Origin of the sequence: Perspicuibacillus lycopersici (assembly GCF_025660475.1) — a bacterium.
GTDB classification, from domain to species: Bacteria; Bacillota; Bacilli; order Bacillales; family Caldibacillaceae; genus Perspicuibacillus; species Perspicuibacillus lycopersici.
In genome coordinates, this window is the sequence record NZ_JAOUSF010000002.1 from 295,013 (window position 1) to 320,189 (window position 25,177).

The window sequence follows — 25,177 nt, forward strand, 5'->3', positions numbered from 1 at the left end:
TATGAAGGCATAAAAAAATAGTGAAATTTTGCTTCCGCAATTTTTCACCATTTACGAAAAAATTATTGATTTGGTAGCTTCCATTCAATTTCTGTTTGCCCTGTATCATGTAAACTATTATTTGCTTTTGAAAATGGCTTACTGCCAAAAAAGCCTTTATATGCAGATAATGGACTAGGATGGGGTGCTTTTAAAATTATATGCTTTGCTGTATCAATGAGCTTTTCTTTACTTTGCGCTGCATTTCCCCACAATAAATAAACAATTGGTTCTCGTCTTCCATTGAGTACCTCAATCACCTTATCCGTAAACTGCTCCCAGCCTTTTCCTTTATGGGAATGAGCATATCCAGCTCTTACGGTTAGTACTGTATTCAATAATAAAACCCCTTGCTTTGCCCAGCTTTCCAAATTGCCATGATTCGGTATTGGTATGCCGATATCATCCTGCAATTCATGGAAAATATTTTTCAAGGATGGTGGTGCTGCAATTCCTTGTTGCACGGAAAAGCTTAAGCCATGTGCCTGATTTTGACCATGATAAGGATCTTGCCCTAAAATGACGACCTTCACTTGTTGAAAAGGTGTGAGTCGTAACGCTTGGAATATATCCTCTACCTTCGGATAGATTGTATACTGCCTGTATTCCTCTGTTAAAAATTGCTGTAATTTTACGTAATAGGGTTTCGAAAACTCCCCCTCTAAAACTTCCGCCCAATCTAATGGTAAGTAATCTTTAAACATTGTCTCATCCTCAATTAAAAAGAATACTATTATCTTACCATGGAAGCGATGGAAGAGAGAATAAAAATCTAATGTATCACAATCCTCGACATAATGGCTAAATGGTCAGATGCTTGCGAGCGAATAACTCTCTGCTGGCTAGCGGTTATGGAAGATGAAATTAAAATATAATCAATTCTTCGATCTGGATCATCAGCAGGGAAGGTTTGGGCATCCTTTACTTTCGCAAAAGTATCAATCCATTTTCCGCCCGTTAATAATATTCGAAATTCCTTTCGAAGTGCTGACGTATTAAAATCTCCTAACAGTACTTTTGGACCTTCGACTTGCTTCGTCAGCTCATTAATTTCCTGGACTTCCATCAATCGACTACGTGTCGACAGCGACAGATGGGTATTAAAAATCGATAGTGCTTTACCATTCACATTGATTTTTGCATACAGAATCCCACGATTTGGTTTTTCCAATGCTGTAAGCTTTGTATGTTTACTTTCGATGATTGGATATTTGCTAAAAATCGCCATACCATATTGTCGATTCTCTACTCTTCCCTTGGCTGGCGGTAGGTTTCCATTTGCACCATACACATAATGATAGCCTAGTATATCCGCCAGCTCCCGGACTTGGTCCTTAAAACCACTTCGTTCTCCATAAAATCGATCGACCTCCTGGAGACCAATAATCTCGGCACCAGACTCCTTTATTACTTTCGCAATACGGGTTAAATTTAATTTTTTGTCGATACCAATGCCGCGATGAATATTGTACGTCATTACCGTTATGCTCATTTTTTGTTCCGTTGCTTGAGCAAAAGCTGGTTTCGAAAGAGGGAATAGTATAGATATGCTTACGATTATACAAAGAAATAGCTTCATTGGACTCGCCTCTTTTTTTCGAATATCTACTTATCATACTTTTGAAGAATTTTTGCCATGATCGGAAAGGCCTCGCTTCTTAACACATACGGGCCACTGGCAACTTTTATGTCCAGCTTTTCTCCTGTTAGTTTTTGATAAAGTCTCCGCAATTCTTGCTCATTCAACAAATCCTCTCCTGCTGTCTCTAATAGATCATGTAATAGCTCTTGTTTCTCCTGATATGTCTTGTAATCGATGTATTTCATCCCATTTGCTATCGTTTTGATGAAGGATGATACTTTCATTGGTTCCTTTGCATGGACATTATTTTCGTAGCCCGCGATGATGAGGCCGTGCTCGATTAAATAGCGTAATGCCGGGTAAAACTTTTCCCCTTTATATGGGAAATCAGGGTTTTGTAATGGCTCTAAATATTGACCTTGTGCTTTTAAACGTGCTTGAATTTCCTGTACCATTTGTTTGTTCTTCGCTAGCTCACGCACCTCTAATTCTTCATCAATTGCTTTAGCCGCAACGACCCCTGCTGCCTGTGCTACTGCCATCCCAGTTGGAATTACCCGTGCACTTCCCGCAGCAAGACTGGAGTAGCCACTTGCTTTACTTGCAACTAAAACCCCATTTATTTGTTTTGGTATAATACTTCGTAATGGAATGCCATATTGATTCGGATTAACAATAATACCACCAATATTTGTTTTCGCTGTTGCTTGAATATCTGTCGGATACGCGCCAATGGCAATATCATCCCAATGATGCTTGTTCTCCCATACGTCACTAATTTTCAGCTGATATTCAGCTAAAATATGGCGTGTTTCTCGAATATACAGCTCCTCCGGAAACATTTTAATGGTTGCATGTTCAAAGCCAGGAAAATGCGATTTTAACCATTCCACAAAGGCAATGCTCTCTTGTTTCCCGATTTCTAATCCAGTCTGGATAGACTCTCGATTTAATCCATCAATCGAAAAAATTTGTAAAGCATTAATAAACACTTCACCCTTCGGTGTTCGCCCAATATTTAATGGTCGGACTGTTGTATTATCGTATTTTTCTTTATAGTCATTATAAATATCGCCGAATCCCCATGCAGCGGTGGCGGTAATCGTCGCATTGCCAAATGTTTTTTGCTCAACAACTGCTTTCACCTTTTTCCAATCAACATTTTCTAAATAAATCACCAATGTGGCAGCCATTAAATCCTCTTTACCGATATCCTCCTGTCCGTTAAAGGCAGGGACTCCGGCTAGTGTGGCAAAATCGGCATCAGCTGTTGCATCAATGATTACCTTCCCGAAGTAATCCTGAATCCCTTTTTCATTTTTTACCGTTAAACCGACCACTTGATTTTCTTCCTTAAGGGCATTTAATACTTCTGATTCAAGCATTAGCTTAATATTTTTCTCCTGTTGAACTAATTGAAAAAAAGCGTTCTTTGCTGTATCGATATCAACGGATATGACATTTTTTCCACCCACTAAATTATGCCATTCTGAAAAGATTCCTTGACTGACAACCTTTCCTTGATAATTAAGCGGGATATCTAAATAATTGAGCATGCCATACGTAATCAGTCCCCCTAAGCCATCCCGTTTCTCTATTAATAAAACCTTCATCCCGTTTCTTGCCGCACTTACTGCTGCAGCCACCCCCTCTGGGTCACCGCCAACAACGATAACATCATAGGACTGCTTCCTTCGATGTTCCTTATTGGAATCTTTATTCGCTGCATCCGTTTGTGTAATGAGGTTACTAGACAAAATTAAGATTAATCCTAACACATATAGGATTGGGACGAGACTAAAATATATTTTTTTCATAGCGGACACCTACCATTTGTCAGGAGAATTATTGTCGTTTTCCACTGTTATAATTTCCAGCTTTCGTTAATAATTTTCCTTATTTTGTATCACACGCGATGTCCTTATACTCACTTTCAAAATAGATTTATGAATGATTTTCATCGGGAATCTTCATTTGAATATTTTCGCCAATCAGGTAGAAGCTAAAGCAGAAAGGAATGAAAAGGTTAAATGCACGTAATGCTAGCTATTTTTCTATTTATCCAAAATGCCCGGAAGCATACTTGGAAAAACATCCGGAAATTTTCAAGAGAAATTTTTTATGTTAGTTTTTTTAATGGTCTTTATTATTTCTTATGTAAGGATTATATGATGTGGGAGTTTACAAGTCGAATATTGTCGAAAAATGCGGTTCGAACCTTCCATCTTTGCATTATTAATCCGCTACTTATTTTGCTATATTTATCGAAGTTGCCGAAAACTAACGGAAAAAGAATTCTCTACGTTTGTCAATGGATCGGGCTTTCTGCTTTTACCGAATGGCTAGGGAATAAATATTTACATATGATTACCTTTCGTAATGGCTGGAATCTCGGTTGGTCCATCTGTATTTACATCAATATGTATACATTAACATTGCTGATGCGAAAAAGATTTCTTCTTGCATGGGTTCTTTCCTTTTTTACTACATGGTGTTATGTGAAGATCTTTCATATTCCTGTGAAAAAGAATATGCAGGAATATAAGCGGGAGCTTTCGGTTGTAAGTGGTCGTATGCGGATAAATTTGCACTTGGTTACGATAGTCTCCACTATCATTGCCATCATTATTGGCGTAAACGTATTAGAAAAAAAGAGAAAGCGGTTATTTTCGTATTGAGTGTAGTTTCCTGTAAACAAAAAAGGACCTAGGTGACCCCCTAAAAGTTAGATTCATACGCTAACTTTTAGGGTGCAATACCATCTAGCCCTTTTTTTCGGTATGTATTACGCTTCTACTTTTAACAGCATTCGCATGCCAAATCGACATGCCCAAGCCCTCCCGTCCGGGTGAAAATAAAAGCGAATCACTTTTTCTTCTGTTTCGATTGGAGCATATTCGTTCAGTTTTACTGGCGTCATTACGAATGTTTCTGCTTCACTTGCATGTAATAGGAACTGCTTGTTTCCAAGCTTCGCCATAAGATTTTCGCCCTCTAGTTCGATTTGAATGGAGCCACCTTCCCTGGATTTGTATGTTCCAACAAATTTTCGCAAACTTGCTTGCGGGATTTCCATTTGTGGTGCTCTTCTCCTTTTTTCCTCTATTGGAAGATTTAATGCTGTATTTACTGCATCGAGCCAAATATCAGCAGCCGGTGCCTCGGAAACATTCGTTAATACAACGACCACTAAATTTTCCTCTGGAATAAAACCAAAATTGGAGGATACGCCAGGCTGACCACCACCATGTTCGATTAATGTAAGCCCATGGTAATTTGGCAGAATTTTTAATGCATAGCCATAAAAGGCATCGCGACTAACCTCTATAGATGGCGTCAGCATTTTTTTCAGCCGTTCACTCGTCAGCAATGGACTGCCATTATTTACATACAATGCACCATAGTTTAGTAAATCAACTACCGTTGACCGTACACCGCCGCCGACCTCATAATTTCCTAATGCCGGCCATTGCTGTTTTACATATTGCTTGTTTTCCTCCTGATAAATATACGGCGTTGATACATTTGTGAATTTTTCCAGTTCTTCGATACTAAATGTGGAACGATACATTTGTAATGGCTCTAGCACCTCTTGTGTTACAAACCTTCTAAATAATCTTCCCGTGACACGTTCTATAATTGCTCCTAATAATAGGAAGCTGTCGTTACAATAACTGAAAAATTCCCCTGGCTTACCGAGTAGATCATGCTTTTCATTTGCTAAATAAGTTAAATGCTCTGAAAATCTATTTAACGCTTCTCTTCTTTTCATCGGTGCTAAGCCTGTCGAGTGTGTAAGTAAATGATTGATTTTAATCGACTCTATTGGCTCGACTCCTTCGAGACGAAATCCTGGTAAATAATCCACGACCGCATCATCGGTGGACAGCTTTCCTTCATCCTCCAATTTCAATATTGCAAGTGCGATAATAGATTTCGTTACGGAAGCAATCCCAAAAATTGTATCCGGTGTTATTGGTTCTTTGCTTTCGACATTACGGACACCAAAGCCCTTTTGATACACTACTTTTCCAGCTTTACTTACTGCCACAGCTACTCCAGGAATATGTGAATGCTTCATCCGTAACTGTAGGCGGTTCTCAAATGATTGCCAGTTCATCCAATCAGCTCCTATTAAACGGTCGATTGTCTCGCTTATTTTCTTAAATAATATAGGGCAAAATCTAGGTCTGCTTGTAAATGCTCTTCAATGAGCCTTTCTGCGCGACTGGCATCTCGATCTTTAATAGCATCAACAATTGCTTTATGCTCATCAATTAATCCTGGTCGCTTATAGTGAAGAACCGTCTTTCGAAATAAATAAATAATCGATTGCATTTGATTAAAATAATCGATCATCACATCATTTTTTGTTGCGGCGACAATTCGCTCATGAAAGGCTTTGTTTGCTTCCATTGTTTCTTCCTTTGTACCGGAATATCCAATCTCTACCAATCGTTCCATTTCCTCCACATCACTATCTGTAAAAAACTGGACTGCCTTCACAATCGCATATTTTTCAATTAAAATTCGCATCTCAAATATATTTTGATAATCCCGATCTGTCGGATTTGCCACCCGATTTTCGGCAATTAATTTTTCTTGCTCTAATCGCTTGATTGCTTCTCTAATCGGGGTTCGACTTACACCTAGCTGCTCGGCAAGCTTCGTTTCGGTAATCTTTTGCCCGTTGCTTAATTCTCCATTAAAAATCATATCTCGAATTTTTTCATAGGTAACTTCAAAAGCTGACATTTTATTATTTTCCACCATACCACTCCATCTACTAGTTGTCATAAACGCATTTTCTAAAAACATGGAACGTTTCTATTTTTCTTTTAGGCTCATGAAATATTATACAATATTTTAGAAATTATAAAAATCTCTTGCAAAATTGTATACGATTTTATTATAATTGTATACATAATCAAAGAAAACGTTTTCTATCAGGAGGTTAACACTATATGCACGTTGGATTTGTTGGATTAGGAATTATGGGAAAACCGATGGCAGCACATATTATTAAAAAAGGATTTGAAACATTTGTCCAAGATTTAAATCGAAATGCTGTCAATGAATTAGTACAATTAGGAGGTCATGCTTGCCATTCCAATAAGGAGGTCGCTGAAAGCGCTGACGTCATTATTACGATGCTTCCGAATGCAAAAATAGTGGAGCAAGTATTATTTGCAGAGGACGGCATTGCAAAAAATGCGAAGCCAAATACAATTGTCATCGATATGAGCTCCGTATCACCAGAGGACGCGAAATCATTTGCTAATAGAATGAAAGACTATCAAATGCATATTTTAGATGCTCCCGTAAGTGGTGGCGAGCCGATGGCCATTGAAGGGAAACTAGCCATTATGGTTGGTGGCGACGAGGAAATTTTCCATAAAGTAGTGCCAATTCTTCAAGCAATGGGAGAAAATATCATCCATGTAGGAGATAATGGAGCTGGTTCTACAGTTAAACTAGCGAATCAAATTATTGTAAACACTAATATTGCTGCTTTATCGGAGGCAGTAGTGTTAGCAAGTAAATCGGGCATTGATTTAAATAAAATGTATCAAGCCATTCGTGGCGGATTAGCGGGAAGTGCGGTTATGGAGGCAAAAATGCCAAAAATTATTAACCGTGACTTTGAGCCAGGCGGAAGAATCGATATTAATTTTAAAGATTTAAATAATGTATTAGCTTCTGCTAATAATATTGGTGTTCCATTACCTCTAACTAGCTTTGTCAAGGAAGTATTTCATTCCGAAATGGTGCAAGGAAATGCTACAAAGGACCATTCATTTATTTTGGATTACTTTGAAAAACTAGCAAACTTCGAAACACCTAAAGGAGGAAAATAATGCCATGCATTCTTCTGTACTACTAGAGTATCCGGCGTATAATATAGCGGAACTTAATGACTTATATGCTCAAGCAATGAAGAGCTTTCATCATAAAATTGTCGTTCTCGACGATGATCCAACAGGCATTCAAAAAGTACACGGAGTTCATGTGTATACGAATTGGGAGGAGGAATCCATTTTAGACGGATTCCAATCCGAACAGCAAATGTTCTTTATTTTAACCAATTCTCGTGCCTTTTCTAAAGAAAAAACAAAACAGGTACATCAGGAAATTACCGAACGTGTAATAAAAGCAGCAAAGCAAACAGATACACCGTTTATCATCATTAGCCGTGGTGATTCTACTTTACGAGGACACTTCCCATTAGAAACAGCGACAATACATGATACACTAAATCATACTGCCGATGGGGAATTGATTATCCCATTCTTTAAAGAAGGCGGAAGATACACGCTGAATAATATTCATTTTGTTGAATCTAATGGAGAACTAATTCCAGCAGGGGAAACAGAATTCGCAAAGGATCGAACATTTGGTTATACGAGCAGTCATTTAGGAGAATATGTCGAGGAAAAATCCAATGGTGCTTTTCTTAAAGAAAACGTTACCTATATTACTTTAGAGGATTTGCGTTCCCTACATATTGAAAAAATTACGGAACAGCTAATAAATGTTACCGATTTTAACAAAGTAGTTGTAAACGCTATATCGGACGACGATTTAAAGGTTCTCTCGATTGCGTTAGTCGCTGCTCTAAATAATGGAAAACAATTTCTTTTCCGAACTGCAGCATCGTTTACAAAAGTAATTGGTCGTGTGCCGGATAAGGAATTACTTTCTAAAGAGGAAATGATTGAGGCAGGTAGTAATGCTGGCGGACTGATTATTGTCGGTTCACATGTAAATAAAACAACACAGCAATTAAATGAGCTCCTTAAGCTAGACTTTGTAGAACCAATTGAATTTAATAGTGATCTTGTCTTACATGCAGAACTATTTGAAAAAGAAATTCAGGCATGTATTCAAAAGCTAGATGAGAATATTCAAAACGGCCAAACGTCAGTAATTTACACAAAAAGAAAGCGGTTAGACCTTGGAGCAGGGATGGCAGAAAAAGAGCTGGAGCTATCCGTGAAAATTTCTGATGGGCTTACGAGAACAATTCAATCCTTATCAAGTAAGCCAAAATATATCATCGCAAAAGGTGGCATCACCTCTTCCGAAATCGGAACAACTGCACTTGGGGTAAAAAAGGCATTAGTATTAGGGCAAGCCTTACCAGGAATACCGGTTTGGAAAACGGATGAAAACAGTAAATACCCAAATATGCCATACGTTATCTTCCCTGGAAACGTCGGGAATGTAACAGATTTATATACGATTGTAAAAAACTTAGAATAGCACTCGTTACAAAACAAAGAAATGAAGAGCAAAAATAAAATAAGGGTAATGATTTACTCGATGGGGGAAATTATATGGTAACTGGAAACGCATTAATTGCTATTTTTATTGGCGCATTGCTGCTATTATTCTTCTTAATTTTAAAAGTAAAACTGGAACCATTCGTTGCTTTAGTAGGGGTTGCTATTTTAACGGCATTAGCCGTCGGATTCCCAATTGCGGAAGTATCCTCTATTGTCGCAGGTGGTTTCGGAAATACACTTGTTAGCGTTGGTATATTAATCGGTTTAGGAGTAATTTTCGGTGAATTACTTGCAGCAAGTGGAGCGGTAGAAAAAATCGCACAGGCTATTTTGAAATTATTTGGGGTAAAAAAATCAGCTGCTGGTATTGCTTTAACTGGTACAGCAGTCTCGATTCCAGTATTTTTTGATGCTGCATTTGTTATTTTAAGTGGATTAATTAAAAGCTTAGCAAACAAAACAAAAATACCTGCGATTACTTTTGTAACCGCATTAGCTGTTGGACTAATTGTATCGCACAGCACCATCATCCCAACACCTGGTCCGATGATTGTTGCTGAAAATACTGGATCAGATGTAGGATTATTTATCATCTACGGATTAATCATTGCAATTCCAGCTACACTTGTTGGCGGATACTTATATGGAATGTTTATTGGCCGTCGCATTAAGCCAACGGAAAGTGTGGAAATGGAAATTGCTGCTACTGATTCGCAAACATACAAAAAAGAAATTTCAACTGGTTTATCGTTCTTTATGTTAGGACTACCGATTTTATTGATAATCGGAAATACAGTAACAGGTATGGTAGCTCCTGACTCGACAATCGCTACAATTTTTAAATTAATTGGTGATAAAAACGTTGCACTGTTTATTAGTGTAATTGCTGCTATTATTCTATTAAAACCATATATCGCAAAGGATTACACAACATTATATAATAATGCGATTAATTCTGCCGGGGTAATTCTATTAATTACAGGTGCAGGTGGAGCGTTTGGTGCTGTTATTAATCAAAGTGGTATCGGTGATCATTTAATTACCGTTATGCAAGGATGGAATATTCATATCTTCCTACTCGCCTTTATCTTTACACAAATTCTTCGGGCATCCCTTGGGTCTGCAACGGTTGCTTTAGTAACAACCTCAAGTATTTTAGGGCCCCAAGTTGCAGAGCTTGGCGTTTCGCCAGTATTACTTGGTCTTGCTATTTGTTCAGGGGCAATTGGCTTATCACTACCAAATGATTCCGGTTTTTGGGTTGTAAACAAATTTGGTAAACTGACAATTCCACAAACAATGAAAGCATGGACAATTGGAGGATTTATCGCAGGTATTACAGCATTAGTGGTCGTCTACGTATTGTTCCTGCTCTCCCCAATTTTACCTGGTATTTAAAACCCAAATACTATTGTATTCATCCTCAGGATGACTGCAATCTAATAAAAGGAAAATCTTGCGGATGGAATAAAGAAAATCTCAAGATTTTCTTTTTTTTGTTTGTAAAATAATAGATAGTTTCGAGTGATTGAGAATGCAGCTTTCAAACTTATTGTTGTTTCATGAGAAAGAATATGGAATAAATGGTACTAAGCAGACTGAAAACACGAAGACTCCCGCGAGGAAGCAAGACTGGTGAGACTTCCCAGGAGCGTAGCGACAAGAGTGCTCAACGCTCTCCCGAATGGATACGCGGAGTGTATTTTAGTCTGCAGACTACTTATAAAACAAATGGAAACAATCAATAATAAAACACCATTGGGAATAAATGACTATTTTTTAATTTTTTTTGCACGGACGATTTATAATGTAGTAAAATAAACAACATTATAATGTAAGAAAATTCAACGTATTAGTACATATAACATGATTATAAGATGGAGAGCTGCTTGCTGAATTTCCATCATTCCTGAGGAGGAGACCAATGAAATTAACAAATGAGGAACTGGAAATACTTGCCATTTTAGAGGAAAATCACCGCGTACCGGTAGAAACAATTGCTATCCAAATACAGCTTTCTGAGGAAAAAGTTCAACAAATTATCAAAAAATTAGAGGATGAAAAAATTATCATTAGCTACCCAGCACTTATTGATTGGACAAAAATCGACGGTAAGGAAAATATTGAAGCAATGATAGATGTCAAAGTGACACCGAAACGTGGCGTAGGCTTTGATGAAGTAGCCGAACGGATTTACCGTTTTCCAGAAGTAACCTCTCTTTATTTAATGAGCGGTACCTATGACTTATCAGTAACAGTGGAAGGAAAAACGATGAAGGAAATTGCGATGTTCGTTTCTGAAAAACTGTCTACTATTGAAAATGTCATCTCCACGACTACTCATTTTATGCTAAAAAAATATAAGCATGACGGGGTAATTATTGAAGGAAAACAAGATAAAGATCGTAGAATGGTGGTATCTCCATGAGTTTGGACTATGAACGTTATTTAGCCAATACGGCAAACCATTTACAGCCGTCTGGTATTCGAAAATTTTTCGATCTAGCTGCTAGTATGAAGGGAGTCATTTCCCTTGGGGTTGGCGAACCAGATTTCACGACACCTTGGAATATTCGGGAAACCGCCATTGCTGCATTAGAGGAAGGCTTTACCTCCTATACAGCAAATGCTGGATTAATCGAATTACGCCAAGAAATCTCTACCTATTTAGAAAAATCATTTCACGTGCAATATCAAGCGGAAAATCAAATTATTGTCACAGTAGGTGCTAGCCAGGCATTGGATTTAGCGTTCCGTGCCATTTTGAATCCAGGTGATGAAGTACTAATTATTGAACCAGCATTTGTTTCCTATGCAGCACTTGTTTCCATTGCAGGTGGCAACCCAATTGCCATCCCTACTTACGCGAGCAATGGCTTTAAGGTTACTGCCAAACAGATTGAAAATGCAATCACTGCCAAAACAAAGGCAATTTTGTTATGTTCACCAAACAATCCAACCGGTACATATTTAAATAAACAGGATTTACTAGAAATTGCAGCGATAATTGAAAAGCATGATTTACTAGTGTTAAGTGACGAAATATATTCTGAATTAACCTATGATGAAAAATATACGAGTATTGTAACGATTCCTGGCATGTACGAGCGAACGATTTTAATTAATGGCTTCTCCAAAGGATTTGCAATGACTGGCTGGCGCTTAGGATTTTTAGCTGCTCCACCTGAACTAACGAGTGTGATGGTTAAAATTTATCAATATACGACGATGTGTGCACCGAATATGCTACAGCACGGGGCAATCGAAGCACTTCGCAATAGTTATGATCAAGTGGAAACCATGCGGCAAAGCTACCGGCGAAGAAGAAATTATATTGTTCATGCCCTAAACAGTATTGGTCTTGATTGCCATATACCAGGTGGCGCATTTTATGTATTTCCATCGATTATAAGAACCGGACTAACCTCTGAGGAATTCGCTGAGCAATTATTAAAGCAACAAAAAGTCGCTGTAGTTCCTGGAAGCGCATTTGGTGAAAGTGGTGAAGGCTATATCCGCTGCTCCTACGCCACCTCTATGCAGCAGCTACAAGAAGCGATTAGTAGAATGAAAGTATTTTTAGAACCACTGTTGGTGCGTGAAGTTTAGAAAATAACGAGCCATTAGAATGAATACACTCCACTTCCTGCTGGCGATGGTGTGTATCCATTCTAATAAAAATTGCTTAATCTTTGAAAATCAAATACATTTTTGCCTTCTATCACAATATTAGTGTTTATTTTTCTTCCCTCGGACGATTTTTCTCCCCAACAAAAATATCCCCGATAGGAAGGCAAACATAAAAAAGAACGCCAAATATCCATATAACCCAACAACCGCATCTTGGAATTCCATGTTCCCGCGATTTGTAATGGCCTGTTGAATTTCTATTGCAAAAACCAATACAACCATAAAGGTAAATGTATATAAAAACGCAAGAATGACAATCCCATAAGGAAGCTTCGCCACAGCATTAGAGACGAATAGCACAAATAAAAACACAACAAACCCTATAATTCCCATAATCCAAAAATGCAAGTCCTTGTCTGTTAATGTTGTATGGAATACTTCACTCATCATATAATTGATCATGTCATGAATATTATTAATTGCATGGACGATTTGGATGATTATCTCTTTCAATTCTCAACCCTCCTTCCCCACTTTAGTATAGCTCTCCATTCTGCTCCATATACTATTATCCGGCTCTAATAAACTACTAAAAAAATAACATAACCTCCTCACTTGAAAAATAGGGAAAGCTATGTTATCGAATTCTGCTCATATTTGTTTTTCTAATTCATATTGGAGTTCTAGTACCCAATCCACCGGCATATCTGCGAACAGTGTAGCTTCTGACGGGAGTTCACGCTTTCCTTCTAGCCCCTCTCTCACATCACATATAATCTCATAATTTGGATTTAACCAAATGTACTGGGAATCTGTATAAATTAAATCCTCCATACCATTTGCTTTTAAAAGCGAACGAAGATGGTTTAAAGAGACACGGAACGCATTTTGAACATTTGCCTTGTTCGAATTTGGCCATAATTTTTCGTACACCTTTTCCTTCGGAGATTTCCCGTAGAAACCGAGGAAAGCAATTAACTCCTTAGCTTTTCGCTGATTCCATTTCCCTTGAATTTCAATTCCATTAACCGTCATACGAAAAATTGATAGAAAATCAATACGAATCTGTAGTTTTGCTGTCCCACGAATTTCTTTATACAACAAGCGTAAATACGGTAGGTCCATATTTACTTTCCCAGAGGATTGAGCTAATTTTTCTCGGATAAAATCCTTTATTCGATTTGCAGTCTGTTCAGGTTCATCTACTTGGACCATATTATTGGAGTTACTAATAAGATGGACTTGATGATTGGAAAAATATTTAGCACTCAACATGGTTAATGACGGAGGAAAGTTAACATCAAATTCTGCATTTAGTAAAAGCGTTGGTGTTTTAATTTTCACAAGCTTTTCTTCAGAAAGTGCATTCGCATTTAACAATAACAAGTCCATGTATATATCTAATCTTGCTTTTTCGTATGCACACTTAATAACCTCATGCTTTGCAGGGTCCTGATTTCTAATAATTTGTGGAATCATCCATTCACCAAATTCAGTTCCACTCAGCTGCTTCATCATATCCTTCCGATACTTAATCGCAGGTTTTACTACATTTGTAGGATAATAGCATGGAGTAGAAAGAATGGTAAAGGTTTGAGGTGTGATGAATCCTCTACTAATTAATTCCACACCCATTTGTACACCAATTCCATGGGAAACGAGATGGAATTCTTCTATTTTTTCATGTTCAATTAATTTCATAAAATCATTGATAAGTGCTTGCCAATTCTCCTCTTCATTAGAATAATAGACCCCATCCGAGTATCCATGCCACCGCAAGTCATAGGTTAGACGGTCAGAGGCGGAAAAATACGGTAAAATATATTTCCATGTTGTTTGATCCAAACCTAATCCATGAAGAAACACAATCGTCCCTTTAGATTTTTTTGAGGTATGTTTCAAACGATCATAATGAATAGTAGAATCTGACAATTTTAATACTTTCATATTGCCCCCTGCAGTGTAATGATATTGTAATGATAAGTTTACTATTATTATAGTGACTTCATTGGTTTTTCACAACTAATACTTTAGTGTGTTAAAGTAGAAAAACTATCATCCTTTTATTTATTTTTCCTCTCAAAAAAATAAATAAACCATTGGCAGAGCTGATTGTAAAGCGGGTTCGTTTTATGGTCGCTCTTTTTTTGTCTTCTCTTGTTTAGGAACATTATAACAAAAAGTTTGGATATTTTTGTAAAAAATGGATAAAGTTTATTATATTTCATTGTGTAATACGAATGTAATATTACCTATCCATTCGTTCACGCCATTCTTCGTCCCATAACAAATTCGATAATTTTACGAATCAACATCGAAATACGGGCATGCTCTTTAACAATATGCGCTAACATTGGAATTATCAACCGTTTTGCTTACTATTTGCGGTTATTTTTGGAGGGAATTAACTACATGTTGCGTAACAAATTTAGGATAGGCAATTGCGGTAGATTATTTATTGTAAAGGCTGTTTTCGTCTAGATTGCTGCTTTTTCTAAAAAGACCGCAGATGGAATATACGGATGCTCTTCTATGAGCAACCGTATATTTGTTTGCGAACGAACGCTTCAGCTATTCTAGCCATCTAGAAATCTGTTTTAATCCTGCATTGATTAGGACAAAAATAAATATCCATGCAGTAATAATTAGGATGATAAATAGGAAATTGAAGATTTGTAGGGAATATAGTGGCATATCCCAAATCGAGTGTAAAATGATCGGGATAATGAATAGTTTTAGAAACTTACGGTCGGTAAAATGGTTGCCCATTAACGGTTGTTCCCCTTTAACAAACACAAGAGCGGCACCGGCAATCGCACTCCAGACGACATGTGTTCCCATCGACAGCCATGCACGATTAAATATTGTTGCGAGCATCGCATCGTCACCATAAATATTCCCTAGATCAAAGGCATATCCAGCCGATTCAAATGCCGCAAAGCCAGAGCCAATTGCAGCACCAATTAATAATCCATTTAAAATAAATTTAACGTTTAAATGCTTGATAAAATACGCAATAATTACTAGCTTCCCAATTTCCTCGACAAAGCCAACAATAATAGCACCAGTGAAGTCGAGCTCATCTACTGGAACAATGGAAAATAACAATAACGTAATTACTAACGCCGAAGCCCCACCTACGAAAAACATTTTTGCAATTTCATAGATACTTATATTTCTCGGTGCATTCATTTCCCAGAAGAAAATTAGTAAGGAAAATGGGGCCGCAAACGAACCAATAACAATAATCCCCGGAACTGCATACACATTTTGAAACGCATAGCTGCAAATATACAATAATACATACGTTAACGCGAAAATAAAAAATACGCGTGAAAATAACCAAGGCTTTGGCCAAGAGGTAGAAATCTCATTTTCCTGTGGTGTTGTAAGGGATGTACCAGAGATAAATAAGGTTTCCGCTTCATCCTTCGTATGTTTTTTTAATACAGATGAAAAAACAGCCCGTAAATTAATATCGAGCTTGCCTTTTTCCCCAACCATTGCACTGATTTTTTCTGTTGTATGATAAAAAGTACCTTTTATTTGTTGGGTAAAATCCTCTACCGCAACGGAAACTTCTTCTCGTCCACTTGCCTCTTCCTGATGGCTAACATGACTATCCTCTAGTAGATAAAGCTTCGTACCACATCGAGCACAAAATTTACTTTGCTCTTTTACTTGTGACCCACAATGGTAGCAATACAAATTACATTTCTCCCTTGCGAAAGATTCATTGTTTCATAGTCTATTCATTTTTCAAAAAATCTGTTAAGACTATTCATTGAAAAAAAATCGGTGGTTGTTCTACAAACAATCCTACATTGCCAACAAATATCTACTAATATCATAATTTATTAACGAAAATCCTACAATATGCTAAAAGGGACCGTCCTCCAATTCGTAAAGCGGAACGGAGAGCAGATCCCTAATGGATAAAGGAAGGAGCTAAGTCAAATATCCCTCAATTTACCAACCCAATATGTTTCATTTTCAAAACGGAATAGGCTTGCCAGTTCAACCATCATATCTTTATCGACATCTGTTCCCGACAGAGTGTAAATAAAAGTATCGGTAACAATAACCAGTTCGTTTTGATTAGGATTATAAACGGCAGGCTTGTCATTAATCGTCAATTCCTCTGCCTCGTATTTTTTAAAAAACTCACTTGTATATTTTTCTCCATTATCTCTATCCATGTTTTCCACATAATACACAGTGATAACTCCATTTGTCGTTTCTGCTCCTTGTTCACCAAAAAGGTAATTAGCATGAATGCTCATACCTGGTTCCCGGTACATTGGCGAAATCTTTGTCTCTCCCTGTAATTCGGGCATCGTCTCCAACACATCGATTGGATAAACTAATTTTTCCATCCCTTCCGCAGTCAAATATATTTCTGGACGTTCATATGGATGGTTTTCGATTAGTTGTAGCAGCTCATCTTCATAAAGTGTTACCGGATCCACCTCTTGTATTTCCATTTGCTCTGTGCTTGGTGGGTTCTCGCGACTATTTTCAACTGGTGCAGGGGATTCAAATGTAAGGATGTGTCCACGGAAAAATTGGTAGCCAATGAATAGTAATCCACCGATAAATAATACAGTCAATGCGCGTGGCACTAAGTGTATGCGCATTTTCTCCAAGCGCTCTTTCCGTTTCAATATGCGCTCTTTTTGCTCCGACCTAGTATGCGGTGTTTTTTCATGAGATACTTCTGCTTTTTTTAGCCTACGCATAGAACAATCCCTCCTTCGTTCCGTTTATATCACTTCAGTATTTTCCATATTTTTGTTTCGTACGTCCTTCTTTAAGTGCAGGTGCCTGTATTTTTCCTTCTAAAAGTACCTCTCCTCATACGATTGTACTATGTAAGACATTTAACTTTTAAAAAAGTCTCATGATTTTTAAAAATATTGTAAAAAATCGTGATGTAAAGGATTTCATTAGCAATTTATGCATAAAAAAACACCTGAATGAAACATTCAAGTACTTATTTCCTACCACGAATAATCATCGCATTTCCTAATACTTTTTTGTTCAATAAAAGCTTTGGCAATATTATTTCACTTCCGTAGAAAATCTGGGCTAATATCATTGTAAAGAGATTTCTTAGTTGACTTTATTAACCAATCACCATCATCCCTAAAAGTACAAAAAAATAAATTTGCAAAAAGTATCGAAAATCGTCTGATTTTTTGTTATTTTGAAAATGTATTACAAAATTTGTAAAAGGTGGTATTATTATGAAATTAGTAAAAGGATTAAAAAAAGTTTTTGCAATTTTATTAGTTTTCCTAATGGTTAGTGGAAATGTTGCCTTCGCTGAAGAGGCAGGAATCAGTAACTCAGAAGTAACTTCACCAATAGAGGTTAAAGTAATTGATATAAGTGAAAAAGAATCATTAAAAGACCTAACAATTACGCCTACTGTAGAGGATAATGGGGTGTCTTTAAATAGTTACCGGGGGTCTAAACCGGCGATGTTACCGCTTGGATACGGGAGCCCTTCGGGATACAAATTAAGTACAAGTCAAGCTAATACAGTTGCGAGACAGGCTGGATATTCAGGTGGTGCAGAAGCGTTCAAGAAGGATATGGTAAAAGGACAGAGAGATACAACTATATCACATTATAATATGTTCCAATCAACTGAATCTGGAGCAAAGAGAGGAAATATCTATCTACATCATACTAGTACAAATGTTTATTATAATACATTTTATAATGCAAACAACGGATATACTCCAATACCAATATAATTTAAAAAAATTAACATTTTCAGCAATTATTACTTATGATAGAATTTGAATCAGTTAGAAATTACCAACTGAATTTCTTCTTTTTACGGAACACTCTTACTTAAGACAAAACTTCGGAGAGGACGATAAAAATTAAAAAAAGACTAAAGAAAAAAATAGGTAGTAGATATGATTTATTAAAGCGAGCAAAAAGGCAAATGCATAAACGAAAGGGAAAAAAATATTTATCTTATGAACTTGTGCCAATGGGTGAAACAGATAGAATAAAACTCTTAAACGCTGGATATAATAAATATTCAAATGCAACACATTGGTTCGTAGAAATTGTTCCATCTTTTCCCCGACGCACGCGACCTTATGGCATTGAAATATACCCTACTACAAATTCAGGTAAAACTGATGTAAATATTGTTCTACAGGTAAACGGTGTAAAAAATCCTGAGGATATAATTCCACTTTTTAATGAAATAGTAGAAGATATGAAAAATGATAGTTTTTGGGGTACTGATTATGCAACATTATATGATTAAAAAACGATATTAAAATAGTCATGGGGAGCAATAGTATACATTGTTCCCCATGATTATGTTACATTTTAATATCTTTTTTCTGGCAGATTTGTTTCAACTGTTTGTAAAATAATTGAATGAATAAAAAAAGAGGAATCTACAATTAAGGACATTCCTTCTTGCCTAAATAGGGTAAGTTACTTTCAAAGGGTACAACTTACTTTCAAAAGCGTACGACTTACTAAACAACTATTCTATCAGTCTACAATTATTCGTAAAATAAATATTATACGAAAAGTACTATTTTACGACGCGGAGCTATTAGATCAACGTCGGAAGAAAAAAGAAGAGTAAATGAAAAAAAAGTATTCTCACTTAAAAAAGTGATGAATACTTTTATCATCGGAAAGCATAGAGCACTTCCATTCCGATACCCCTTGTTCCTTTACGGCCGTCTCAAGCTCTATTTGCCTTCCAAATATTTTTTCATCCATAAATAAATCTAGGAAAACGAAAGTACCACCAGGCTTTAACACCCTTAATGCTTCGTTCATGACGTCTGTTTTATTTTCGCTATCTTTCACTTCATGAAAGGTTAAACAGCTTACAATGACATCAAATGTGGCAGCTTGAAATGGGAGCTCGGATGCACTTGCTTTTTGAAACGTAATCCGTTCCGCCACTCCTTCGATTTCCGCATTTTTTTCACATTGCGCCTTAGAGTACTCCCAATTTCCGCCCCAATAATCAATTCCCGTTAAAGTTGCATTAGGGAACGCCTTTGCAAGCTTAATAATGAGCGAACCACTGCCAGTTCCGATATCAAGAATTTTTCCTGTCCCATTCCAATATATTTTACTAACCATTACCTCATGAATCTTTGATTGATAATTTCCCCCGTATGCTGCAAATTGGTAAATAGGGTACGAGAGAATAAAGGTTATATATAAGAAAGGAAGCGCAAAAATTCTTGACAGTACACGTACATATATAGAAATAGGGAATAGCGTTATTACTAGTAGAAGCAAGGAAATTGCTACAAAATTAGTAATTTATGTACTCGAATCCATGTTTGATATTTCGGCTTTGTATTCATCTGAGCGGACCATCCTAATACGTTTTTTTATTTTTATTATAAGGAAACTACATTATTCTTTGAAGCCTATCCTTTTATCCATCCCTTTATTAATCATTCGGATTGATTATTGCTAGTACTTGATGGTCCTCCCATTTCCCGTTAATGTTTACATTTTTAATCGCCAGTCCTTCTTTATGGAAGCCTGATTTTTCCAGTACGCGAATCGAGCCAATATTATGTGGCATCACGCCTGCCTCAATTCTATGTAAATGCAGTGTCTCAAAGGCATAATCTACCATTAATTGGACCGCCTCTGTTCCAAAGCCTCTCCCATTATAATTTTTGTCAACAAAATACCCGATGAATGCACTTTGAAGCGAACCTCGAAAAACTTGAAATAAACTAATAGTACCAATTAGTTTATGTTCATGAAAAATGCCGAACGAATACTCGACATCATTTTGCATGTTTTGTTCCCACTGCTTAATTAAACTCTGTTGATGCTCCAATGTATAAAAGGAGCTAGGTCGCACCATTGCAAACCTTTGGAAAAATGCTTTGTTTTGACATTGGAGTTGCAGTAAATCTGCCGCATCCTCGTAAGTTAAGGGTCTTAATAATAGATGTCTAGATTGTAGCATCGGATCATTCCTTTAATTGATAGTGTTAAGTCTATTATAATCATTTTTTTCGTAAAATTGTAATTTTACACATTTTAATAACTACTAGCTATTGGCTTGCTTCTATTTTATCGACTTTTTTATCTGCTAAACTTTTCATAACAGCTAGAAGAATCGGTACGGTCAAGCAAAACAGCAAAAGCAGAATCGCAATGGCTACATAAAATAGAAAATCAGCTTGATAATTAAATAGTTGAAAAAGAACAATCGAATAGATTACTAGTCCTAGCAAAAATAATTCAAATACTAGTGCTAGAACGGTAAAAATAGTATACGGAACAATAATCTTCTTTTCGGATACATGCTGAAGCGTCAAGCCCTTCCAGCAATTATCGACTAGCTTACTCATATTTTTCATCGAAAGTCACCTCATTTGGATTTCCTTAGTACACAGTATGTCCAAAATGGAGGAAACTTTACTTGTTTTTTTATATTTCTTTGAAATTGGTAGAATTGGGGGTGGTGGTATGATAGTTTTTGTAGGAGCTTTGCTGGGGTTTTTGGGGAATATTAACTCTTTTTTCGGGAACTTCCCCCATATTTTCTAGAACTTCCACCTGTTTTTCAGGAACTTCACCCATTTTTCTGGAACTTCCTCCTATTTTCCGGGAACACCTCTCATTTTTCCCGGAACATCCACCTATTTTTCTGGATATCCCCCATTTATATTTTTCAACTCCACCCTTCAACCATTCCCCCTCATCCCACAGAAAACAGAAAAAGCACCAAATATACTGGCGCTTTCTCTTCACCAATTATTCCACATACCCAATTCCTAGAAATTGATAGTCTTCGATACTGGCATATACGATGAGATGGGTAGGTTCGATTGTTTTATCTTTCCTTGGGAACTCAATAAGATATACTTCCTTTCCGATATATGATTTATCGTGAATATCGCCCATTCCCTCCTCTAGTTTGATTTTTCCCACTTTTCCATCTTGCCAGCTACCGTCTATATACTGTAAAAAATCTGTTGGTAGTTGGTTCCATACTACTGCTCGAACGTCTAGTGTCTCAGCCGCCTCGCTTGATTCACTTGTTGCTTGGTAGTCATTGCATACCGATGTAATCGTATTGCCCTTGCATGTTAAGCTATTTGTTTCATTATCAAATAGTAAATAGACGGCATGGTTTTCGCCTTGGAATTCATAGTCTGTTCCGAGGTTGCCGATGTTTTTGCTTCGTTCCTTACCACCACCGATCATTTTCATTACTTCCTTATAGTCCATACCAAGTTCGATTTTTTCGTACATTTCATCTGTAATAACTGCTAGCTCTGCTGTCGATTCCGGATTACCCGCAAAATTTATTTCTGTTGTACTTTGGAACAGTTTGTTTAGTGGTCCACTGAAGAGGACAATTGCTAATACACCGACAAATACAAGTGTGGCAAACACTGGTATAATGGGTGTTTTCAATCTGTGACCAGTTACTCGCGATTTTCGTTCGCTCTCTTTATCCAGTTGCTTCACAAATTGATTTCTTGTCCGTTCTTGGTCATTTTCCTTCCATGTAATACCTTCATTCCATTTTTTTAGTGCTTCCTCATGATGCGATTGTTCAGAAAATTTCATTGATTACACCGCCTTTACTGAGCTTTTCGTCAAGCATCTTTAATCCACGCGATAATGTGTATTTCACTTTGTTCTCTGTCCAGTTTAAAATTTGTGCGGTTTCCTGGATCGTAAAGCCTTCTATTTTTCGTAAAATGATAACCTCCCGATAGGAGGTTTTTAATGTTTGTACTACTTCCTGTAATTCCCGTAGCTCCTCCTGAATTTCAACAACTGTCTCGGTTGCTGGTACGGTTTTTTCCTTTGCTGTAAAGAGCTCCTTCACGAGCTGGATTGGTTTTTGCTTTCGTATATGATCAATTGTCAAATTACGGGCTGTCCGATACAAATACGTTTTCGGAAACTGTATTTCTTTTTCCAATCTTAAATAGCGGAATACTCTTAAAAACGTTTCTTGCATTAAGTCCTCTGCTTCCTGCCCGTCATGAATCATTTTGTAAATATATTTGAAAATCGCAACATTGTATTCGTCATACCATTTCATAATTAGCTCGCGTTGTTGTGCTTCCTCCAGCAAAATGTCTTCCCCCTTTAGTAGTGCACTACCTATAAGGACGGATGAGTACAAAATAGGTTGCAGTAATTTTAAATTACGTATCTTTGTTTATTTTAATATGAATAGTAGATTTTAAGGGGGGATTTCCAACAAAAAAACCGAAGAAATAAAGGATCGCTCCCTTCACTTTCTTCGGTTCAATTAATCAAAAATCGTATGCTGCTTCTTTTTCTTTGCGGACGATATCCATTGCTTTGAATGTTTCTACTGTGTCCTCTACTAGCCGTTGGATGCGGAAGTGAACATCATCATTGATAATTTCTTTACGATAATAATCCTTTTCTTCTATAAAAACATAGGTTGGGATTATCGTTGCCTTCATGTAGGCTAAAATAGGCTTTAAATGTTGTTCAACCATTAGGAAATGCTTTGCAGTTCCTGCTGTCGCTACCATGCTGACAATTTTGTCACGAAACGCATCTACTGGTAGTAAATCAAAAATATTTTTCAAGGTTCCTGGAATAGATGCTTGAAAGGTTGGCGTACCAATAATGATTGCATCTGCAGCCATCAACAATTGTGTTACATATCCCGTATCCCCTTCATATTCCATATAATTGCGTCCATCGCTAAAAACGATATCCAGCTCCCCAAGATCTACTAGTGTCGTGTCGGCATCCGGATATTGTTCGTGAATTTTCTTCATCACAGCTTCCATCGCAATTTTTGTTTTCGAGCCGACAATCGAGCCAGCAATTCCAACGATTTTCATGTGTTGTCCTCCTTTTTTCTGTCGTGGATCTGTCCCTTTTGGGGAGCAATCTCCTTTTTCTATAAAATCTAGTGGGGTAAACCCTGGTTATTTAATTGGTGTTAGCTTTGCTTCAATTTCTGCACGTCTTGCCTCCAAAAATGGTGGTAATGCAAGTGTCTCGCCAAGGCTTTCGATTGATTCATCCGCCGGGAATCCTGGACCATCGGTTGCAAGTTCAAATAATATGCCATTACGTTCCCTAAAATAAAAGCTTTGGAAATAATAACGATCAATAATGTCAGAGGTAGCAGTATATCCTTGTTCCTTAATGAAGGATGCCCATTCCTGTAATGCTTGCGGATCTGCTACACGGATTGCTAAATGATGGACGCTTCCACGACCAGGTCTTTCTTTAACTGCTTCCAATTTTTTCACGACAATATCACTATAGGCAGTACCTTCCACGCATTGATAGACAGATAAATCCTCCGTTGCAGAAACTTCCTTATATCCGAATACATTGGTCAGTAATTTCGCTGTTTTCTCGGGATATCGTACCGACAGCTCAATAGCTCCGATACCTAAAATTTGATATTCCATTGGTACTGGGGAGCCTTCCCATTTTTTCCAAAAGCTTGGGGTAGCTGCACTAGCATTGTTTATTAAAAGTAGTGAAAGTCCATCCGGATCCTCAAATGGCAATGCCTTTCGACCAGCATAAATAGTGTAATCCCCATGGACAATTGCTAATTCTTCAAAGCGTTGCTTCCAATAGTTTAGTGCATCTTCACTCTCTACTAACAGACCAATTTTTGATATAGAATTTGTGCCTCGGTACGTTTTTCCTGCGTGTGGTAATTCAAAAAAGGATAGCTCTGTACCAGGGCTTCCGATTATATCTCCATAAAAAAGGTGGTACATAAACGGATTGTCTTGGTTGACTGTTTTTTTCACAAATCGTAAGCCTAACGTATCTCGATAAAAATGAACATTGGTTTGTGCGTCTTTCGTAAACATTGATACATGATGCTGCCCTAATATTTTCCGCATCTATTTCCCACCTCATTTAACATGTAAAATGATTGTTAAAAATTTTTTCTATCTATAGTAAAACATCTTTTTAGGATAATTTCCTTTTAAATGCTTAGGGCTTGTTAAATTGCCACCCCATTACTTTGGTGATACCGTTTTTTCCAAACTAGCTTTATGCAATTTTTTAACGAGGGCATATAATTGCTTCTTCTCTGCCTCATCCAGCACTTCATCAAACATAGAGGCTTGAAAGGCTACTTGCGCTGGGATTGCTTCATTTAAGATGGTACTGCCTTTGTCTGTTAAAGAAATATATTTTATTTTCCATTGCTGCTTGCGAATAATCAGATTTTCTTTTTCTAATCTCGTTAACATCCGCGAGATTCCACCACAGGTTAACGTTAGTTTATCGGCCAGTTCGGTTTGTGTGATTGGTTGATTATGTTGAATTTGTGCCAGTACATCAAATTGTGCTGCGGTTAACCCATATTGCTCTAAAAATTCATTGGATAAATGATTACTACGTTGGACAAATCGTGCCATTCGTAGCCAGATGAGTGAGCTTAATGTATTACGATCCATACGAGAATGCTCCTTTTTGTTTATATTATCATTTTACTAGTCAATTGATAATAAAACAAGGAGAATTATCATTAATTTGAGATAAAAACCTTCCATACCTGTTCTTAAACTAGCTATTACATCCTTCAACTGTAAAAATTTCACAAAAAAAAGACGCCTCCGGTAATAGC

The 25,177-nt window shown here is 37.1% G+C and carries 25 protein-coding genes and 1 pseudogene; 8 read left to right on the plus strand and 18 right to left on the minus strand.

The features are described from left to right. Nucleotides 1–62: 62 nt before the first annotated feature. The 3 genes from OEV98_RS05515 to OEV98_RS05525 form a co-directional block, all read right to left on the minus strand. Complete coding sequence (locus tag OEV98_RS05515) at nucleotides 63–743, minus strand: uracil-DNA glycosylase (RefSeq protein ID WP_263072213.1); 681 nt, start codon at nucleotides 741–743, stop codon at nucleotides 63–65. Nucleotides 744–811: 68 nt separating this feature from the next. Continuing rightward, nucleotides 812–1,618 carry an endonuclease/exonuclease/phosphatase family protein gene (locus OEV98_RS05520; RefSeq protein WP_263072214.1) on the minus strand — a complete coding sequence of 269 codons (807 nt, stop codon included), beginning with the start codon at nucleotides 1,616–1,618 and terminating at the stop codon, nucleotides 812–814. A gap of 26 nt (nucleotides 1,619–1,644) precedes the next feature. Further along, entirely contained in the window at nucleotides 1,645–3,438 is a 1,794-nt protein-coding gene (locus OEV98_RS05525; RefSeq protein ID WP_263072215.1) for an FAD-dependent oxidoreductase, read from the minus strand. 213 nt (nucleotides 3,439–3,651) lie between these two features. Here OEV98_RS05525 and OEV98_RS05530 point away from each other — a divergent pair, with 213 nt between their 5' ends. Then, nucleotides 3,652–4,299: a CBO0543 family protein gene (locus tag OEV98_RS05530; RefSeq protein ID WP_263072216.1), complete on the plus strand. Its 648-nt coding sequence runs from the start codon at nucleotides 3,652–3,654 to the stop codon at nucleotides 4,297–4,299. Nucleotides 4,300–4,406: 107 nt separating this feature from the next. Here the strand turns inward: OEV98_RS05530 and OEV98_RS05535 are convergent, their stop codons facing one another. Then, the gene (locus OEV98_RS05535) at nucleotides 4,407–5,741 is read right to left on the minus strand and encodes a serine hydrolase (protein WP_263072217.1); all 1,335 of its coding nucleotides are present in this window, start codon (nucleotides 5,739–5,741) and stop codon (nucleotides 4,407–4,409) included. A gap of 35 nt (nucleotides 5,742–5,776) precedes the next feature. Further along, the gene (locus OEV98_RS05540) at nucleotides 5,777–6,394 is read right to left on the minus strand and encodes a GntR family transcriptional regulator (RefSeq protein ID WP_263072716.1); all 618 of its coding nucleotides are present in this window, start codon (nucleotides 6,392–6,394) and stop codon (nucleotides 5,777–5,779) included. A 191-nt stretch (nucleotides 6,395–6,585) separates the two neighbouring features. Here OEV98_RS05540 and garR point away from each other — a divergent pair, with 191 nt between their 5' ends. From garR to OEV98_RS05565, 5 genes are all read left to right on the plus strand, one after another. Next, the gene (garR, locus tag OEV98_RS05545; RefSeq protein ID WP_263072218.1) at nucleotides 6,586–7,479 is read left to right on the plus strand and encodes a 2-hydroxy-3-oxopropionate reductase; all 894 of its coding nucleotides are present in this window, start codon (nucleotides 6,586–6,588) and stop codon (nucleotides 7,477–7,479) included. A 4-nt stretch (nucleotides 7,480–7,483) separates the two neighbouring features. Next, nucleotides 7,484–8,884, plus strand: a complete 1,401-nt coding sequence (locus OEV98_RS05550) for a four-carbon acid sugar kinase family protein (RefSeq protein WP_263072219.1) — start codon at nucleotides 7,484–7,486, stop codon at nucleotides 8,882–8,884. Nucleotides 8,885–8,958: 74 nt separating this feature from the next. After that, entirely contained in the window at nucleotides 8,959–10,305 is a 1,347-nt protein-coding gene (locus OEV98_RS05555) for a GntP family permease (RefSeq protein WP_263072220.1), read from the plus strand. Between the two features lie 526 nt (nucleotides 10,306–10,831). Then, complete coding sequence (locus tag OEV98_RS05560) at nucleotides 10,832–11,335, plus strand: Lrp/AsnC family transcriptional regulator (protein WP_263072221.1); 504 nt, start codon at nucleotides 10,832–10,834, stop codon at nucleotides 11,333–11,335. Next, on the plus strand, nucleotides 11,332–12,516 hold the full coding sequence (locus OEV98_RS05565; protein WP_263072222.1) for an aminotransferase: 1,185 nt from the start codon (nucleotides 11,332–11,334) through the stop codon (nucleotides 12,514–12,516). The genes OEV98_RS05560 and OEV98_RS05565 overlap by 4 nt, the downstream gene beginning before the upstream one ends. A 120-nt stretch (nucleotides 12,517–12,636) precedes the next feature. On the opposite strand, the gene OEV98_RS05570 is transcribed toward OEV98_RS05565, so the two are convergent. The 4 genes from OEV98_RS05570 to OEV98_RS05585 all read right to left on the minus strand — a co-directional run bounded on the left by OEV98_RS05570 (nucleotide 12,637) and on the right by OEV98_RS05585 (nucleotide 17,276). Continuing rightward, nucleotides 12,637–13,050: a hypothetical protein gene (locus OEV98_RS05570; protein WP_263072223.1), complete on the minus strand. Its 414-nt coding sequence runs from the start codon at nucleotides 13,048–13,050 to the stop codon at nucleotides 12,637–12,639. A 138-nt stretch (nucleotides 13,051–13,188) separates the two neighbouring features. After that, on the minus strand, nucleotides 13,189–14,484 hold the full coding sequence (locus OEV98_RS05575; RefSeq protein ID WP_263072224.1) for an alpha/beta fold hydrolase: 1,296 nt from the start codon (nucleotides 14,482–14,484) through the stop codon (nucleotides 13,189–13,191). Nucleotides 14,485–15,108: 624 nt separating this feature from the next. After that, nucleotides 15,109–16,245, minus strand: coding sequence for a PrsW family glutamic-type intramembrane protease (locus OEV98_RS05580; RefSeq protein WP_263072226.1), 1,137 nt, complete (start codon nucleotides 16,243–16,245; stop codon nucleotides 15,109–15,111). 245 nt (nucleotides 16,246–16,490) lie between these two features. Beyond that, nucleotides 16,491–17,276 (minus strand): hypothetical protein, encoded by a 786-nt coding sequence (locus OEV98_RS05585; RefSeq protein ID WP_263072227.1) that lies wholly within the window; start codon nucleotides 17,274–17,276, stop codon nucleotides 16,491–16,493. Nucleotides 17,277–17,783: 507 nt separating this feature from the next. Here OEV98_RS05585 and OEV98_RS05590 point away from each other — a divergent pair. Together OEV98_RS05590 and OEV98_RS05595 are read left to right on the plus strand one after the other, a co-directional pair. Continuing rightward, a complete protein-coding gene (locus tag OEV98_RS05590) occupies nucleotides 17,784–18,299 on the plus strand; it encodes a hypothetical protein (protein WP_263072228.1) in 516 nt (171 codons plus the stop codon). Nucleotides 18,300–18,496: 197 nt separating this feature from the next. Then, a complete protein-coding gene (locus OEV98_RS05595) occupies nucleotides 18,497–18,829 on the plus strand; it encodes a hypothetical protein (protein ID WP_263072229.1) in 333 nt (110 codons plus the stop codon). Between the two features lie 350 nt (nucleotides 18,830–19,179). On the opposite strand, the pseudogene OEV98_RS05600 reads toward OEV98_RS05595, so the two are convergent. From OEV98_RS05600 to OEV98_RS05640, 9 genes and pseudogenes are all read right to left on the minus strand, one after another. Beyond that, nucleotides 19,180–19,904: pseudogene (locus tag OEV98_RS05600) on the minus strand (class I SAM-dependent methyltransferase). 89 nt (nucleotides 19,905–19,993) lie between these two features. Continuing rightward, nucleotides 19,994–20,527 (minus strand): GNAT family N-acetyltransferase, encoded by a 534-nt coding sequence (locus tag OEV98_RS05605; protein ID WP_263072230.1) that lies wholly within the window; start codon nucleotides 20,525–20,527, stop codon nucleotides 19,994–19,996. A gap of 88 nt (nucleotides 20,528–20,615) precedes the next feature. Next, a complete protein-coding gene (locus OEV98_RS05610; protein ID WP_263072231.1) occupies nucleotides 20,616–20,924 on the minus strand; it encodes a hypothetical protein in 309 nt (102 codons plus the stop codon). A 70-nt stretch (nucleotides 20,925–20,994) separates the two neighbouring features. Beyond that, a complete protein-coding gene (locus OEV98_RS05615) occupies nucleotides 20,995–21,255 on the minus strand; it encodes a hypothetical protein (RefSeq protein ID WP_263072232.1) in 261 nt (86 codons plus the stop codon). 66 nt (nucleotides 21,256–21,321) lie between these two features. Beyond that, nucleotides 21,322–22,143 carry a hypothetical protein gene (locus OEV98_RS05620; protein WP_263072233.1) on the minus strand — a complete coding sequence of 274 codons (822 nt, stop codon included), beginning with the start codon at nucleotides 22,141–22,143 and terminating at the stop codon, nucleotides 21,322–21,324. Next, complete coding sequence (locus tag OEV98_RS05625; protein ID WP_263072234.1) at nucleotides 22,130–22,660, minus strand: RNA polymerase sigma factor; 531 nt, start codon at nucleotides 22,658–22,660, stop codon at nucleotides 22,130–22,132. The genes OEV98_RS05620 and OEV98_RS05625 overlap by 14 nt, the downstream gene beginning before the upstream one ends. A 184-nt stretch (nucleotides 22,661–22,844) precedes the next feature. Next, nucleotides 22,845–23,411, minus strand: a complete 567-nt coding sequence (locus OEV98_RS05630; protein ID WP_263072235.1) for an NADPH-dependent FMN reductase — start codon at nucleotides 23,409–23,411, stop codon at nucleotides 22,845–22,847. 87 nt (nucleotides 23,412–23,498) lie between these two features. Then, nucleotides 23,499–24,443, minus strand: coding sequence for a ring-cleaving dioxygenase (locus tag OEV98_RS05635; protein ID WP_263072236.1), 945 nt, complete (start codon nucleotides 24,441–24,443; stop codon nucleotides 23,499–23,501). Nucleotides 24,444–24,563: 120 nt separating this feature from the next. Beyond that, complete coding sequence (locus OEV98_RS05640) at nucleotides 24,564–25,007, minus strand: MarR family winged helix-turn-helix transcriptional regulator (protein WP_263072237.1); 444 nt, start codon at nucleotides 25,005–25,007, stop codon at nucleotides 24,564–24,566. Nucleotides 25,008–25,177: the final 170 nt, after the last annotated feature.